Below are 13632 nucleotides of genomic sequence, written 5' to 3' on the forward strand. Positions count from 1 at the left end.
AGGGCCGGCGTACCGGCGATCATAGTTTCAGGCACTCTTGGCTAACGTGTACGCCTCCAGTTCGCGGCGCAATGGCAACCCTTCCATGTCGCCGCGCGATTGCACGGCGCGGCTGCCGCACCAGTTGCCGCGCGCCACGGCTTCGGCCACTGGGCGGCCTTCGAGCAAGCCGCTGACCACGCCAACGGCGAAGGCATCGCCGGCACCGACGGTGTCCACCACGTTGGCCACCGGCACCGGGGCTACGCGCCCCTCGCACTGGGCGTTGCGGTAGTAGGCACCCTCACCGCCCAGCTTGATCACCACCTGCTCGACGCCGCGGTCGAGGTAAAACGCGGCGATGTCTGCCGGTGTTTCCAGGCCGGTCAGCAGACGCCCTTCTTCAAGCCCCGGCAGCAGCCAATGCGCCTTCACCGCCAACGCGTTGACTTCACGCACCATGGTCGCGCGGTCGGGCCACAGCGACGGGCGCAGGTTGGGGTCGAACGAAATGCTGCGGCCCTCCGCGCGCATGCGCTCCACCAGTTCATGGGCCAGCGCCCTGCAGCCGGCTGACAGCGCCAGCGGAATGCCGGTGGCGTGCAGGTGGCGGGCCTGCAGCAGCGCCGGGTTGAGCTGCGCGGGCGACAGGTGACTGGCAGCGGAGTTGCGACGAAAATACTCCACCACCGGGTCACTGCCATCGTCACAACGCCCCTTGAGCTGGAAACCCGTGGGGTGGCTGGCATCGACCTCGACACTGCGGCAATCGAGCCCTTCCCTGGCCAGGCTGTCGAGCACGAAGCGGCCCAGCGAGTCATCGCCAACCCGGCTCAGCCAGCGCACCCGGAAGCCCAGCCGGGCAAGGCCGATAGCCACGTTGCTGTCGGCACCGGCGATGCGCTTGGTAAACACACCCACACTGGCCAGGTCGCCGGCGTGCTCGGCAACGAACATCGCCATGGTTTCGCCAAAACACAGCACGTCATGCTCAGGCATGGCTCACCTCCGCGCCCAGGCCGATGCGCGCCAGGTTGTTCACCTGGGCGCGGGTCAGCGCCAGCAGGTCATCGCCGGCCAGCGGGTATTCCACGGCGCGCACCAGGCCGGGGGTGAACTCATCGAACAGGGCTTCCCAGGCCACCAGGTCGGCCGCCTGCGGCACCACTGCGACCAGGCGGCCGTTGGCGTCGCGCTGCACCGCCTTGCAGTGCACATAACGCACCCAGCGCCCGAGTTGCTGCGCTGCCTGCGCGGCGGATTCGCCCTGCCACTGCCAGTTGCCGATGTCGAAGGTCATACCCAGCGCCAGCCCCATTGCCTCGCTGCGCTCGAAGAATTGCAGCAGCGGCTCGATACGCCCGCCTTGCGCGGTCTGGTCGTTTTCCACCAGCAATAGAGGCCCTCCCGGGTGCAACAGTGCCTGTAACGCAGTCAGGTCGCGCTGAGGAGGGCAGTGGCCCAAGGACACCTTCAGTGCCACCGCGCCGAGCTCACGCGCCAATGCCAGTTTGGCCGGCAGGCGCGGGTCGAGCTGGCCATCGGGCGTCCACAGTTCAAGCGGCGAGGAATACAGGCACTCCAGGCGCAGGGCTTCGATTGCCGCAGACAGCGCGGCAGCGTCCGGGGCTTCGTCGAACAGCTCTTCACGCAGTTCGACTCGCATTACGCCGGCAGCCGCCAGCAGTTCAAGGAAGCTCTCCTGGCCTTGCTGCCGAACCAAGCTGGCACCGTAACTGGAGAGGCTGATGGAAACGGGGTTCGCGTGCATTGTTGTTGTCCTTATGAAACCGGTTTCATTTTTAGGTTCAGCCATGGGCAGCGTGGCTGCCCGCGGGTTATTCGCGTGGGTGGGTGGAACCTCGGATGATCAGGTCGGGTTTGAAGTCGATACGCCTCGGCGCCCCGCTCTCGCCGCGCAGGCGGTCGAGCAGGCACTCGAAGGCAGCCACGCCGATGCGTTCGGTCGGTTGAGCCAGCGCGGTGATGCCGCTGCCGACCAAGGGGTACCAGTCCAGCTCATCCAGGGCGATCAGGCCAACGTCCTGGAACAGCTTGCAGCCGGCGTCGTGGAGCACGCGGGTCACCGCCAGGGTGGCCACGCCGTTGAAGGTGAAGATGGCTTGTGGGCCATGCCCCTTGCTGTCAAGGAAGGTGCCGAGCCGGGCCTGCAGGGTCGCGTCGATTTCCAGCAGCTGCTGGCGCATGCCGGCACGGCGGCTGATCGAGGCGCTGAATGCCTGCACCCGCTCAAGCCGGGAGCTGGTGCCATCCAGCGGTTCGGTGACCGCCAGGATATCGCGGTAGCCACGTGCTTGCAGGTGGTCGAGCGCCTGTTCGATGGCATCGGCGTTGTCCAGGCCGACCAGGTCGACCTCAAGTTCCGGGCATTGCCGGTCGACCAGCACCATGGGGATGTCGCGCTGCAGGTTGAGCAGTTCGCCAGGGTGACGCCCGAGGGTGTTCACGATCAGGCCCTCGACGTTATAGGACTGCAGGGCCACCAGGTGATGGCGCTCCTGCTCGTCGTCGCGGTTGGTGTTGCACACCACCAGGCTGTAGCCGTGCTGACGGCAGGCGGTTTCTACACCGTGCATTACCGCGACCGAATAAGGGTTGAGGATATCTGCCACCAGCATGCCGATCAGCCGCGTCTGGCCGCGCTTGAGGCCCCGGGCCATCTGGTTGGGCCGGTACCCCAGGCGCTCGATGACCTCTGCCAGGCGCTTGGCGGTGGCCTCGGCGAGCAACTGGCGGTCACCGCCGATGTAGCGCGACACGGTGGCCTTGGAGACGCCCGCAACACGCGCGACCTCGCTGATGGTCACGCGCTCGCGGCTATGGGCAGGCAGGTCGGTCATTGAGGTCCCTTGTGATTATTGTCGGTGACGGTGAATGAAACCGGTTTCAATACATCAAAACCAAGGCTTCTCGTCATCTACCGTTCGTCGGGATTCTACCAGATAGCAGCCATTAGCCCTGCTTTGTGGGAGGGGCTTGCCACTTCGCAGGACAAGCCGCTCCCACAAGCATCAACGCAGGGCTTTCACATCATTGGCCGAAACCGTGTCGCCCTGGTTGCCCCAGCTGCTGCGAATGAAATTCACCACTTCAGCCACCTCCTGGTCGCTCAAGCGCCAGCCAAACGCCGGCATGGTGAGCTTCGACGGCGCGGCATGGGTCGCCGGCACCGTGCCGCCGGCCAGCACCACGTGGATCAGCGAGGTGGCATCGGCCGTCTGCACCACCGGGTTGCCGGCAAGCGCCGGAAACACCCGGGTATAACCCTGGCCATCGGTACGGTGGCAGGCCGCGCAATTGTCGATGTACACCGCCGCGCCCGGCTTGCTGTCGTCACCCTTCCATAGCGCCTCTGCCACCTGCTTGTCGTAGACATGCGGCTGGTCATCCGGATTGCTCGGTGGCAGCGTCTTCAGGTAACGGGCAATGGCGGTCAGGTCGGCATCGCTCAGGTGCTGCATGCTGTGCTCGACCACATCGCTCATGCCGCCGAATACGGCACTGCGGTCACTGCGCCCGGTCTTGAGGAACTGCACCAGCTGTTCCTCGCTCCAGCTGCCAAGGCCATCCTTGTGATCACCGCGCAGGTTCTTGGCGATCCAACCTTCCAGCGGCGCACTGCCGGCCAGGAACTGCGCGCCGTCCGCCGGGCTCAGCGCCTGTTCCTGCATGGTCAGCGCACGCGGGGTATGGCAGGCACCACAGTGGCCCAGCCCCTCGACCAGGTAGGCGCCACGGGTTACCACTGGGTCGGCTTCAGTCGGTGCTTGCCAGGCTTTCACGTCAGGCGCGAACAAGCCACGCCAGATCGCCAGCGGCCAACGCATGCTCAAAGGCCAGGGGATATCGGTAGCCTTGTTCGCCTGTGCCACGGGCTGCACGCCCTGCATGAAGTAGGCGTACAGCGAGCGCATGTCATCGTCATTGACCCGCGCATAGGAGGGGTACGGCATGGCGGGATACAGCGTGCTGCCGTCCTTGCCCACGCCTTTGCGCACAGCCAGGTCGAAGTCTTCGAAACTGTACTGGCCGATGCCCGTGGCGTCGGGCGTGATGTTGGTGGAGTACACGGTGCCGATGGGGGTTTCCATCGGCAGCCCGCCGGCGAACGGCTTGCCACCTTTGGCGGTGTGGCAGGCCACGCAGTCGCCGGCACGGGCCAGGTATTCGCCTTTCTTCACCAACGCGTCATCAGCCTGGGCTACGAGGCTTGTGCTCAGCACCAGGGTTGCGATCAACAGTGTCTTCATGTCTATCGCTCCTTAAACCTGTACCAGCGGGCCGGGGCTTTTCAGGTACTGCTCGCGGATGGCCTTGGCCGACCAGTAGGTCAGTGCCGCCACCAAGCCGGTCGGGTTGTAGCCCAGCCCCTGCGGGAACGCCGAGGCACCTGGGACAAACACGTTGTGCACGTCCCAGCACTGCAGGTAGCGGTTCAGGGCACTGGTCTTGGGGTCGGTGCCCATGATCGCGCCGCCATTGAGGTGGGTGGTCTGGTAGCTGGCGGTGTTGAAGTGCTCCTTGACCTTCTTGCCGAGCACGGCAATGGCCTTGGGGTTCATCGCCTGGGCGATCTTGCTGAGCTTGTCGACCATGAACTGGTTCATTTTGATGTCGTTTTCCTGCCAGTCGAAGGTCATGCGCAGCAGCGGCTGGCCGTAGGCATCGCGGTAGGTCGGGTCGAGGTCGAGGTAGTTGCCCCGGTACGACTGGTGCGCGCCGTGTGCGTCCATCGACAGCTGGTGGGTGTAGTAATCGGCGGTGGCCTTTTTCCAGGCGCTACCCCAGGCGGGGGTGCCTGGCGGGTTGGCGACACCGGCGATCGGCCGGCTGCCGGCCTGGTTGACCCACATCGGCGAGCCGCCGACAAAGCCGTGCGGCCCGTGGTCGAAGTTGTCGGCGTTGAAGTCGTCGATCGCCACGCCATTGCCGCCGGCGCCGATGAAGTTGTTGGTGTAGGTGTCCTTGTCGAAGAACGCTTTCACCGTGCCCATGTTCTGGTAGGCGAAGTTGCGCCCCACCACCCCTTCGTTGTTGATCGGGTCGTAGGGTTTGCCGATGCCGGACAGCAGCATCAGGCGCACGTTGTTGAACTGGAAGGCGGCGAGGATGACGATGTCCGCCGGCTGCTCGACTTCCCGCCCTTGGGCATCGATGTAGGTCACGCCGGTGGCCTTGCGCTTGCTGTCGTCGAGGTTGACCCGCAGCACATGGGCGTTGGCGCGCAGCTCGAAGTTGGGCACCTGGCGCAGCGCCGGCAAGATGTTCACGTTGGGCGATGCCTTGGAGTACATGTAGCACACGTACCCACTGCAGAAACCGCAGAAGTTGCACGGCCCCATTTGCGCACCATAGGGGTTGGTGTACGGCCCGGAAGTGTTCGCCGATGGCAGGTTGTAGGGCTTGTAGCCCAGGCTGGCAGTGGCTTTCTCGAACAGCTTGGCCGAGACCACGTTCTTCTGCGACACCAGCGGGAACGGGTTGGAACGGTCCGGCGCGTAGGGGTTACCACCCTTCCCTTCACCGACCACCTTGCCATTCACGGTCCACGCCTGGCCGGAGGTTCCGAACACTTTCTCGGCGAAATCGAAATGCGGCTCCAGCTCTTCGTAGCTGACGCCGAAGTCCTGGATGGTCATGTCTTCAGGGATGAAGCGCTTGCCGTAGCGTTCCTCGTAGTGGCTGCGCATGCGCAGCTCCATCGGGTCCACGCGAAAGTGCACGCCAGACCAGTGCAGGCCGGCGCCGCCGACGCCCTTGCCGGGCAAGAAGGCGCCCAACTGGCGGTTGGGCAGTGCCACGTCGTTGCCACTGTGGCGGATGGTGACGGTTTCTTTCGACACGTCGACGAACAGCTTCTTGCGCACGCTGTAGGTCAGCTCGTCGATCACCTGTGGGTAGCTGCCCTCGGGGTAGGTGTCCTGCATCGGCCCACGCTCGAGCGCGACCACCTGCAGCCCGGCTTCGGTGAGTTCCTTGGCCATGATGGCGCCCGCCCAGCCGAAACCGACGATGACTGCATCGACCTTCTTCATTGCATTGGCCATGCCTTACGCCCTCTCGCCGCGAATCGAAACTGCCGGGAACGGGTACGGCTCGTTGCGCTCGACCCAGTCCATGAAATCTGCCCGGGCACCTGGGAAGCCGATTTGCGTCCAGCCGACCATGCCTTTGTTGCCGCCGTGGATCGGGTCGCAGAAGAACCCTTCGCGGGTGTTTTGCACCAGCAGGCTGAAGAACACCTTGGCGGGCAGCTGCTCGAAAATGATCTCCCCGGCTTCGATCTTGCCGAGAACCTTGTCTCGGGTAGCGCTGTCTTGCTCGGCAAAGGTTTTACCGCTGGCGTTTTTGCACCACGCGTCCGCGGCAGCAATGCCCAGGCGGTAGATCTGTTGCGGGCTGAGTTGCAGCTGGTAACCAAGCTCCGGGGCGGCGTCGGCCTTGAAGGGGCCTTGCATGTACCACTGCGCGCCTGTGGCATAGGGGGTATTCATCTGGCGATCGATGAACTCTGCGGCGCCCGCTTCCAGCGCACCCGGCCCGAGTTCGTCGGCGGGGATGATGCGCGACACGGCCGCTTGCACGAAGGCCCACTCTTCAGCGGTGAAGAACGTCGGCTGGTAATCGCCGGCGGGTGGTGTGGCCGGCACCTTGGGTTCACGTACCGGCTCGGCCAGCAACTGCCCAGCGCCAAGGCCGGTGCTGGCCACGGTGACGACGGGGATCAGCGTCAGGGTTTTGCGCAGGAACTCCCGGCGCGGGTTATCGGGGGCATGCTCAGGCATATCGAGTCCTCATCAGCATAGGGCGGCCTTGGGTTGCGCCATCTGGGTTTCGATCAGGGACTGGCCCCTGAGAAAGCCGCGTAATCTAGCTGGTTCGGAAATCTTTTGAAACCGGTTTCATTGCTATTGGCAACAGCACCGATGAACCTGTGGGCGGCGGCCAGCCCGCGAACCAGGGCGCAGCCTTGGCCATGAACGGTGGTGGTTTTTTCGCAGGCAAGCTTGCTGCCACAAGGGGCGCGTCGTCATGAGTACATTTGTACTCCACCCTCAGAATTCGACCTCATACCCCACAATCACCCGGTTTTCATCCGCCGCATCGGCAAAATTCGAGCGCAGGCTCGCGTTGCGCCAACGCAGCGACAGGTTCTTCAATGCCCCTGACTGCACCACATAGGTGATGTCCGTGGTCCGCTCCCACTCCTCGCCCTCACCGCCGTGCGCTGCCAATGCCCTGCCCTTGACGCTGGCGATCCGCTGCGGGTCGACCTGGTCACCCTTCACATAGCGCACATTGAACGTAAGCCCGGGGATGCCCAGCGCCGCAAAGTTGTAGTCATAGCGCAGCATCCAGGCGCGTTCGTTGGCCAGGGCGAAGGTGCTCACCTGTTGTTCGCTGAACAGGTAGGTGTCAGTCCCGCCCACATACGCGTAGGCCGTATCGCCACTGACTTTCTGATAACCACCGCTGAATGTGTGGCCCTTGAGGCTGTAACCGAAGTTACTGCTCAGGGTCCGGTTATCCACCTCACCCAGCAGCGCCCTGCCCTGTTCCTGCGCGTTGAACCAGCGCCACTCGGTGAAGGCCTCGCCTGGCCCCAGGCCGGCCCTGTACTTGAACCCGACAAAATCGCGGCGGAACAAGCCTTCCAGGCGGCTGCCATGCACGCTCAGGGTCAGGTTATTCACGGGCTGGTAATCCGCCCCCAGGTAATACAGCCGGTCGCTGGTCACCGTTGCGCTATAGGCGCCCTGCTGCGCCATCGCCGTCAGGTCTTCGAAATCGGTGGAGTCGCGCAGCTTGGTGGCATCCACCTGCAGCAGGGTCAAGGTCAGGTTGTCGATTTCCTTGCTCACCACTTGCGCGCCGTTGAACCACTGTGGGAACAGCCGGCTGTAGTTCGACGCAAGCAACGGCAACTGCGGGCTCAGCCCACCCACCCGCAATTCGGTTTGCGACAGCTTTGCCTTGAACGTGGCGACCGCCTTGCCGTAGTCATCCGCCGCGCGCTTGTCGCCGCCCCGTGGCAACAGACCGGTGCCGCTACGGTCAGGCGATGAATCGAGCTTCAAGCCAAGCATGCCGGTCGCGTCCAGGCCAACCCCCAGCACCCCGCCGGTGTAGCCGGACTGCCATTTGAGCATGAAGCCCTGGGCCCATTCGCCGCGCCTGGACTGGCTAACGGCATCACCGTGAAAGTCGCGGTCGAAGTAGAAGTTGCGCAGCGCCAAGCTGCCTTTGCTGTCTTCGACAAAAGCTGCCTGCGCCGATTGCCACGTGCAGCAGAACGCCGCGAGCATCAGCGATGCCCGCCGGGAGGTGGAAGTGGTCATGGGTATGCCTTGTTATTGTTGTTGTCAGGCGGCTTCAGGCCTTGGGGTTTTTGACGTAGCGCATCACCACCAGGCAAGCGAGCAGGATCAGCGGCGCAATCGATAGCATGCCCATGTAGCTACTGCCCGTGAGGTCATTGATCTGCCCTACCATCACCGGCGCCACGATGCCGCTGAGCTGGCCCACCGAGTTGATCGCTGCCGTGCCGGTGGCAATCGCCAGGCCAGAGAACGTGGACTGCGGAATGGTCCAGAAGATCGGGATGGCAATGAAGGTACCCGCCGTTGCCAGCACCAAGGCTGCCATCATCGCCCAGGACGAATCCGAGAACAGGCACGCCAGCAAGTAGCCGACCGCTGCGGCCAGCAGGCAATACACCAGGTAGCGCTTGCGCTCACCGGTGCGGTCCGAGCGCCGGGTCAGCAGCACCATGCCGACGCAGGCCACCGCGTAAGGCAGTGCCGACAGCACCCCCACCCACAGCATGTCCTGCACGCCCGACGACTTGATCAGGTGCGGCATCCAGAAATTCAGGCCGTAGGACGCGGTTTTCACCACGTAATAAATGAACGCCATGATCGCCACTTCACGGGTCAGCAACACCCGCCACAACGACCCCAGCACCGGTTTCTCGGCGCGTTTGTCCTGCGCCAGGTTCTCCACCAGCAGGTCTTTTTCCTCGCGGCTGAGCCACTTGGCCGACTCGATGTCACGGTCGAGCTTCCACAGCACCAGCACGCCCAGCACCACGCAGGGCAGCCCCGACATCAGGAACAGCCAGTGCCAGCCGGCCAGGCCCAGCACCCCGTCCATGGTCCCCAGCAGGAAGCCCGCCGCCGGCCCACCGAGCGCACCGGCCAAAGGCACGGCGAGGAACCACAGGCCATTCATTTTCGCCAGGTGTTTACGTGGGAACCAGCATGCCAGGTAGAACAGGATTGCAGGCCCGAAACCGGCCTCCATCACCCCGATCAGAAAACGCAGGAAGTACAGCGTGTACTGGGTATAGGCAAATACCAGCGCCGCCGTGGCCAGCCCCCACGACACCATGATCCGGCAGATCCACGCCGGCGCCCCATAGCGTTTGAGCCCCAGGCTGCTCGGCACCTCGAACAGCACGTAGCCGATGAAGAACATGCTCGCGGCCAGGCCGTAGGCCGCGTCGCTCAGGCCAAGCTCGGCCTGCATCTGGGTCTTGGCGAAGCTGATGTTGATGCGGTCGAAATAGGAGAACAGGAAGCAGATGATGGCCAGCGGCATGATGCGCCAGGCCACACGGCGGTACAGCAGCAGTTCATTGATGTGGCTGTCGTTGCGCTCACGCGCCAGTACACCGGTCAAGGCAACCATGGTAGATCTCCGTTCTTGTAATTATTGGAGAGCGGCGGCGCCCGTTGTGGGCACCGTTAATGGGCTATTAGGCAATACGCACGAGCTTCTCCTGGTAGGCCTGACCTTTGCGTACATAGTCGGCGGCATTGGCGTGCATGTGTGCGATGGCTTCAGGTGTCAGCTCTCGCACCACCTTGGCCGGCGCGCCGAGGATCAGGGAATTGTCGGGGTACACCTTGCCTTCGGTGACGATGGCGCCCGCGCCCACCAGGCAGTTGCGGCCAATGACCGCGCCATTGAGCACCACAGCCTGGATGCCGATCAGCGCACCGTCACCGACCGTGCAGCCGTGCAGCATGGCCTGGTGGCCAATGGTCACACCGCTGCCCACGGTCAGCGCAAAACCAGGGTCGGCATGCAGCACCGCGCCCTCCTGAACATTGCTGTGCTGGCCGACGCGGATCGCTGCGTTGTCGCCGCGCAGCACCGCCTGCGGCCAGACGCTGACGCCCTGCTCCAGGGTAACGTTGCCAATCACGGTGGCTTGCTCGGCGACGAAGGTTTCAGGGTGCAGGGTGGGGGTAAGTGTGTCGTAGCGATAGATAGCCATGTTCAGCGCCCCTGCTCGTCGGTCTTGAGCACGCCCGCCGCGCACAGCTCGGCGATGTGTGCGTCGCTGTAGCCAAGCGCGCGCATGACCTTGTGGGTGTGCTCGCCAATGCGTGGGATCGGCCGTCGCGGTTGCAGGCGCTGGCCATCCAGCGACAGCGGCAGCAATGGCATCGGTGTGCTGCTGCCGTCTTCCAGGGTGAGGTCGGCCATGCCGCCGCTCTGCACCAGGTGGGGGTCCTCGAACAGTTCTTCGGGGCGCCGGATCGGCGCGAACGGGATGCCATTGGCTTCAAGCTCGACTGCCAGTTGTTGAGCGTCGAGATAGGCGAACACTTCAGCCAGGTGCGCCAGTAAACGCGGGCGCTGCAGCACCCGGTCATTGTTGGTGGCCAGCGCTGGGTCATCCAGCAAGGCCGCCTGGCCCAGCACGTGGCATAGCGCGTTCCACTGGCCCTCACCCGTGGCGGCCACAAACATCTGCTCGCCCCCGGCAAAGGTGAACACGTCGTAGATGGCCCAGGCACTGATGCGGTTGGGCATTGGCGCTGCGGCCTCACCGGTCACCACATACTGCTGCATGTGCTGGGCGGCCAGCAGTACGCAGTTTTCGTACAGCGCGCTTTGCACCTCGCGGCCACAGCCGGTGCTGTTGCGTTCGTTGAGCGCGGCGAGCACGCCGATGGCACCGAACATGCCGCCCATGATGTCGTTCACCGAACTGCCCGCGCGCAACGGCCTGCCAACCGGGCCGGTCATGTAGGCCAGGCCGGCCATCATCTGCACCACTTCGTCCAGCGCCAGGCGGTTGTCATAGGGGCCACTGAGGAACCCCTTGTGCGAGGCGTAGATGAGCCGCGGGTTGCGCTGGCGCAGCGCGGGGTAGTCGAAACCGAGTTTATGCATGCGCCCGGGTTTGAAGTTCTCGATGAATACGTCGGCCGTGTCGATCAGTTCAAGCACTGCCTGGCGGCCCTGGGGCGTTTCGACGTCGACGGCGATGCATTGCTTGTTGCGGTTGAAGGTGCGGAAGAACCCTGCCCCTGCGCCCAACAAGCGGCGCGTGCCGTCACCGCGCGTGGGCTCGATCTTGATCACTTCGGCACCCAGGTCACCGAGGATCATGCCGCAGGTGGGGCCCATGACCATGTGCGAAATCTCGACGACACGGATGCCGTCCAAGGGGAGTCTGGACATCGTTCTATCCCTTAATAGTTGAGCGGCAGGCCGGCACGGGCGATGGCGCCGTACAGCGGTTCATCGGGCAAGGCGTCACGCAGCACCTGGCGCGATGCGATCAGCGCCTGCAGGTCGATGCCAGTGTCCAGGCCCATGCTTTGCAGCATGAACACCAGGTCCTCGGTCACGGTATTGCCGGAGGCGCCCGGTGCGAATGGGCAACCGCCAAGCCCCGCCAGCGAAGCATCCAGCTCGCGGATGCCCTGCTGCACGGCGACCAGGCTGTTGGCCAGGGCCAGGCCACGGGTGTCATGGAAGTGCGCGGCGCAAAGCCGCTCGCCGGCGATGCCGCGCACGGCCTGGATCACCGTGGCCACCTGGCCGGGGTTGGCGTAGCCGGTGGTATCGCCCAGCGAAACCAGGTCGCAACCGGCCTCGATCACCTGGCGGGTCAATGCGCACAGGTCGCTCAGCGGCACATCACCCTGGCGGGTGCAGCCGAAGGCAACCGACATGCCGGCAATCATCTGCACCTCATGCCGGCCCATCTCGTTGCGCAGCTGGCACATGCGCCCCAGCTCTTCGACCATGTCCAGCGGCGTGCGGCGCACGTTGGCCAGGCTGTGGGCGGTGCTCACCGACACCGGCGCAACAATGCGATGCGCGCCGGACTCAAGCGCATCCTGGGCACCGCGCAGGTTGGGGGCCAGTACCGTGACCCGCATATCCGGGTAGGTCAGGGCGTGGGCGACCACCTGCCTGGCGTCGGCCATCTGCGGCAGCAGCCTCGCCGGCACGAACGAGGCGACTTCCATATGGCGCACGCCTGCAGCGTAGGCGCTGTCGATCCAGCGCAACTTGGCGGCGGTCGGCATGACCGTTTGCAGGCTTTGCAAGCCATCGCGCAGGCCGACTTCGTTGATTGTTATTGTCGTCATCAGGGTCTCTCTGTCTGAGCGTGCGGCCAGACTAAAAGCAGCACGACAGGCAGAAAAGACGTCTTTCACGGGCTGATCCATCGTCAGCCACGATGGATGTCAGTGCGTGCGTTGCCAGGCGGGGGCACGCAGCAACAGGTGGTCCAGCAGGCGCCGTGCCGACAGCGACAGCGAGTGCCGGTCACGCATGCAGATGACGAATTCGCCTAGCGCCCAGGCGTCGGTCAGCGGGATCACCCGCAAATCGAACAATGGCGCATAGCGCGCCACCGCCTCCTGCGGGAACACTGCCAGGCCCAGGCCGAACTGCACCAGCCGGTAGGCGGCGTCAAACGACGACACATAGGAGCGAAACCGCAGCTCCTTGCCGGCCGTCTCGGCGCTCTTGCGCATGAAATTGTTCAGGGTGGCGAACGCCGACAGGCCCAGGTGCTCGTAGCCCAGCGTTTCGGCAAAGGCGATGCTGCTGCGCCCGGCAAGCGGGTGATTGGCGCTGACCACCACGGCCAGGTGGTCCTGCCGATACGGCACGAACTCCAGGTCGCCGACGGCGGCGGACTGCCTGCAGATACCCAGGTCGGCATTGCCCTCCGCCACGCCACGGACCACGTCGGGGCTGAAGCGCTCTTCGATGTCAGCCTGGATCAGCGGGTTGTCCAGCATGAACGCCGACAACTCCTCGGGCAGAAACTCCATGATCGCCGACACATTGGCCAACACCCGCACATGCCCGCGCGCGCCCTCGGCGTACTCGCTCAGCTCGCTGTCGAGGCGCTCCATGGCCCGGGTCAGGCCGCGTGCATGGCGCAACAGCGCAAGCCCTGCCGGTGTGGGCTCGACCCCACGTTTGCTGCGTTTGAACAACGCGGTGCCGAAGCGCGCCTCGATGTCCGAAATACGCTTGCTGACTGCCGACGGCGCCATGAATGCCCGCTCACCGGCGCGGGCGATGGTGCCCTCTTCGCAGACCACGATGAACAGGTGCAGGGACAGGTGATCGAGCGGTTGCATGGCGGTGTCCGGGCTGGAAATGGCCGCCATGCTAGCATCGATTCAAGCGCACTTTGTGGGATCAACTGTCTCGCTCCCTTTGTAAAAACGGATGCGCGGGCGTGTCGCGCGAACACTGGCGAAGCCGGTGTCATTCAACACCTCGCCTACTTCGCCAGACAAGCCCCGCTCCCACAGGAGGACCCGTCGGCCTTATCATGGTGATCCCTACCAGAGGCCCGCC

12 protein-coding genes are annotated in these 13632 nt (G+C 64.3%); all 12 read right to left on the reverse strand.

Annotation, left to right across the window (positions count from 1 at the left end; genetic code table 11):
- Nucleotides 1-27: 27 nt before the first annotated feature.
- Nucleotides 28-978 carry a sugar kinase gene (locus ACIPIJ_RS11210; RefSeq protein WP_401076270.1) on the reverse strand — a complete coding sequence of 317 codons (951 nt, stop codon included), beginning with the start codon at nt 976-978 and terminating at the stop codon, nt 28-30.
- Complete coding sequence (locus tag ACIPIJ_RS11215) at nt 971-1750, reverse strand: AP endonuclease (protein ID WP_401076273.1); 780 nt, start codon at nt 1748-1750, stop codon at nt 971-973. Before ACIPIJ_RS11215 ends, ACIPIJ_RS11210 begins: the two co-directional genes overlap by 8 nt.
- A gap of 67 nt (nt 1751-1817) precedes the next feature.
- Entirely contained in the window at nt 1818-2840 is a 1023-nt protein-coding gene (locus tag ACIPIJ_RS11220; RefSeq protein ID WP_401076276.1) for a LacI family DNA-binding transcriptional regulator, read from the reverse strand.
- 171 nt (nt 2841-3011) lie between these two features.
- On the reverse strand, nt 3012-4250 hold the full coding sequence (locus ACIPIJ_RS11225; protein ID WP_401076279.1) for a c-type cytochrome: 1239 nt from the start codon (nt 4248-4250) through the stop codon (nt 3012-3014).
- A 12-nt stretch (nt 4251-4262) separates the two neighbouring features.
- A complete protein-coding gene (locus tag ACIPIJ_RS11230) occupies nt 4263-6047 on the reverse strand; it encodes a GMC family oxidoreductase (RefSeq protein WP_401076281.1) in 1785 nt (594 codons plus the stop codon).
- Between the two features lie 3 nt (nt 6048-6050).
- Nucleotides 6051-6785: a gluconate 2-dehydrogenase subunit 3 family protein gene (locus ACIPIJ_RS11235; protein WP_401076284.1), complete on the reverse strand. Its 735-nt coding sequence runs from the start codon at nt 6783-6785 to the stop codon at nt 6051-6053.
- A gap of 270 nt (nt 6786-7055) precedes the next feature.
- The gene (locus ACIPIJ_RS11240) at nt 7056-8339 is read right to left on the reverse strand and encodes an OprD family porin (RefSeq protein WP_401076287.1); all 1284 of its coding nucleotides are present in this window, start codon (nt 8337-8339) and stop codon (nt 7056-7058) included.
- 34 nt (nt 8340-8373) lie between these two features.
- The gene (locus tag ACIPIJ_RS11245) at nt 8374-9690 is read right to left on the reverse strand and encodes an MFS transporter (protein ID WP_401076289.1); all 1317 of its coding nucleotides are present in this window, start codon (nt 9688-9690) and stop codon (nt 8374-8376) included.
- Nucleotides 9691-9757: 67 nt separating this feature from the next.
- Nucleotides 9758-10282: a gamma carbonic anhydrase family protein gene (locus ACIPIJ_RS11250; protein ID WP_401076292.1), complete on the reverse strand. Its 525-nt coding sequence runs from the start codon at nt 10280-10282 to the stop codon at nt 9758-9760.
- A gap of 2 nt (nt 10283-10284) precedes the next feature.
- The gene (locus ACIPIJ_RS11255) at nt 10285-11478 is read right to left on the reverse strand and encodes a CaiB/BaiF CoA transferase family protein (protein ID WP_401076294.1); all 1194 of its coding nucleotides are present in this window, start codon (nt 11476-11478) and stop codon (nt 10285-10287) included.
- An 11-nt stretch (nt 11479-11489) separates the two neighbouring features.
- On the reverse strand, nt 11490-12398 hold the full coding sequence (locus ACIPIJ_RS11260) for a hydroxymethylglutaryl-CoA lyase (RefSeq protein ID WP_401076297.1): 909 nt from the start codon (nt 12396-12398) through the stop codon (nt 11490-11492).
- A gap of 99 nt (nt 12399-12497) precedes the next feature.
- Entirely contained in the window at nt 12498-13409 is a 912-nt protein-coding gene (locus ACIPIJ_RS11265) for a LysR family transcriptional regulator (protein WP_401077555.1), read from the reverse strand.
- Nucleotides 13410-13632 lie beyond the last annotated feature (223 nt).

It is taken from the genome of Pseudomonas sp. NPDC087185, assembly GCF_044744955.1.
Taxonomy (GTDB): domain Bacteria; phylum Pseudomonadota; class Gammaproteobacteria; order Pseudomonadales; family Pseudomonadaceae; genus Aquipseudomonas.

Excerpts from the sequence above, each read along its gene's own strand:
- ACIPIJ_RS11230 (WP_401076281.1), bottom strand. The coding sequence starts at position 6,047 with ATGGCCAATGCAATGAAGAAGGTCGATGCAGTCATCGTCGGTTTCGGC.
- ACIPIJ_RS11225 (WP_401076279.1), bottom strand. The coding sequence starts at position 4,250 with ATGAAGACACTGTTGATCGCAACCCTGGTGCTGAGCACAAGCCTCGTA.
- ACIPIJ_RS11210 (WP_401076270.1), bottom strand. The coding sequence starts at position 978 with ATGCCTGAGCATGACGTGCTGTGTTTTGGCGAAACCATGGCGATGTTC.
- ACIPIJ_RS11220 (WP_401076276.1), bottom strand. The coding sequence starts at position 2,840 with ATGACCGACCTGCCTGCCCATAGCCGCGAGCGCGTGACCATCAGCGAG.
- ACIPIJ_RS11240 (WP_401076287.1), bottom strand. The coding sequence starts at position 8,339 with ATGACCACTTCCACCTCCCGGCGGGCATCGCTGATGCTCGCGGCGTTC.
- ACIPIJ_RS11245 (WP_401076289.1), bottom strand. The coding sequence starts at position 9,690 with ATGGTTGCCTTGACCGGTGTACTGGCGCGTGAGCGCAACGACAGCCAC.
- ACIPIJ_RS11255 (WP_401076294.1), bottom strand. The coding sequence starts at position 11,478 with ATGTCCAGACTCCCCTTGGACGGCATCCGTGTCGTCGAGATTTCGCAC.
- ACIPIJ_RS11265 (WP_401077555.1), bottom strand. The coding sequence starts at position 13,409 with ATGCAACCGCTCGATCACCTGTCCCTGCACCTGTTCATCGTGGTCTGC.
- ACIPIJ_RS11215 (WP_401076273.1), bottom strand. The coding sequence starts at position 1,750 with ATGCACGCGAACCCCGTTTCCATCAGCCTCTCCAGTTACGGTGCCAGC.
- ACIPIJ_RS11235 (WP_401076284.1), bottom strand. The coding sequence starts at position 6,785 with ATGCCTGAGCATGCCCCCGATAACCCGCGCCGGGAGTTCCTGCGCAAA.
- ACIPIJ_RS11250 (WP_401076292.1), bottom strand. The coding sequence starts at position 10,282 with ATGGCTATCTATCGCTACGACACACTTACCCCCACCCTGCACCCTGAA.
- ACIPIJ_RS11260 (WP_401076297.1), bottom strand. The coding sequence starts at position 12,398 with ATGACGACAATAACAATCAACGAAGTCGGCCTGCGCGATGGCTTGCAA.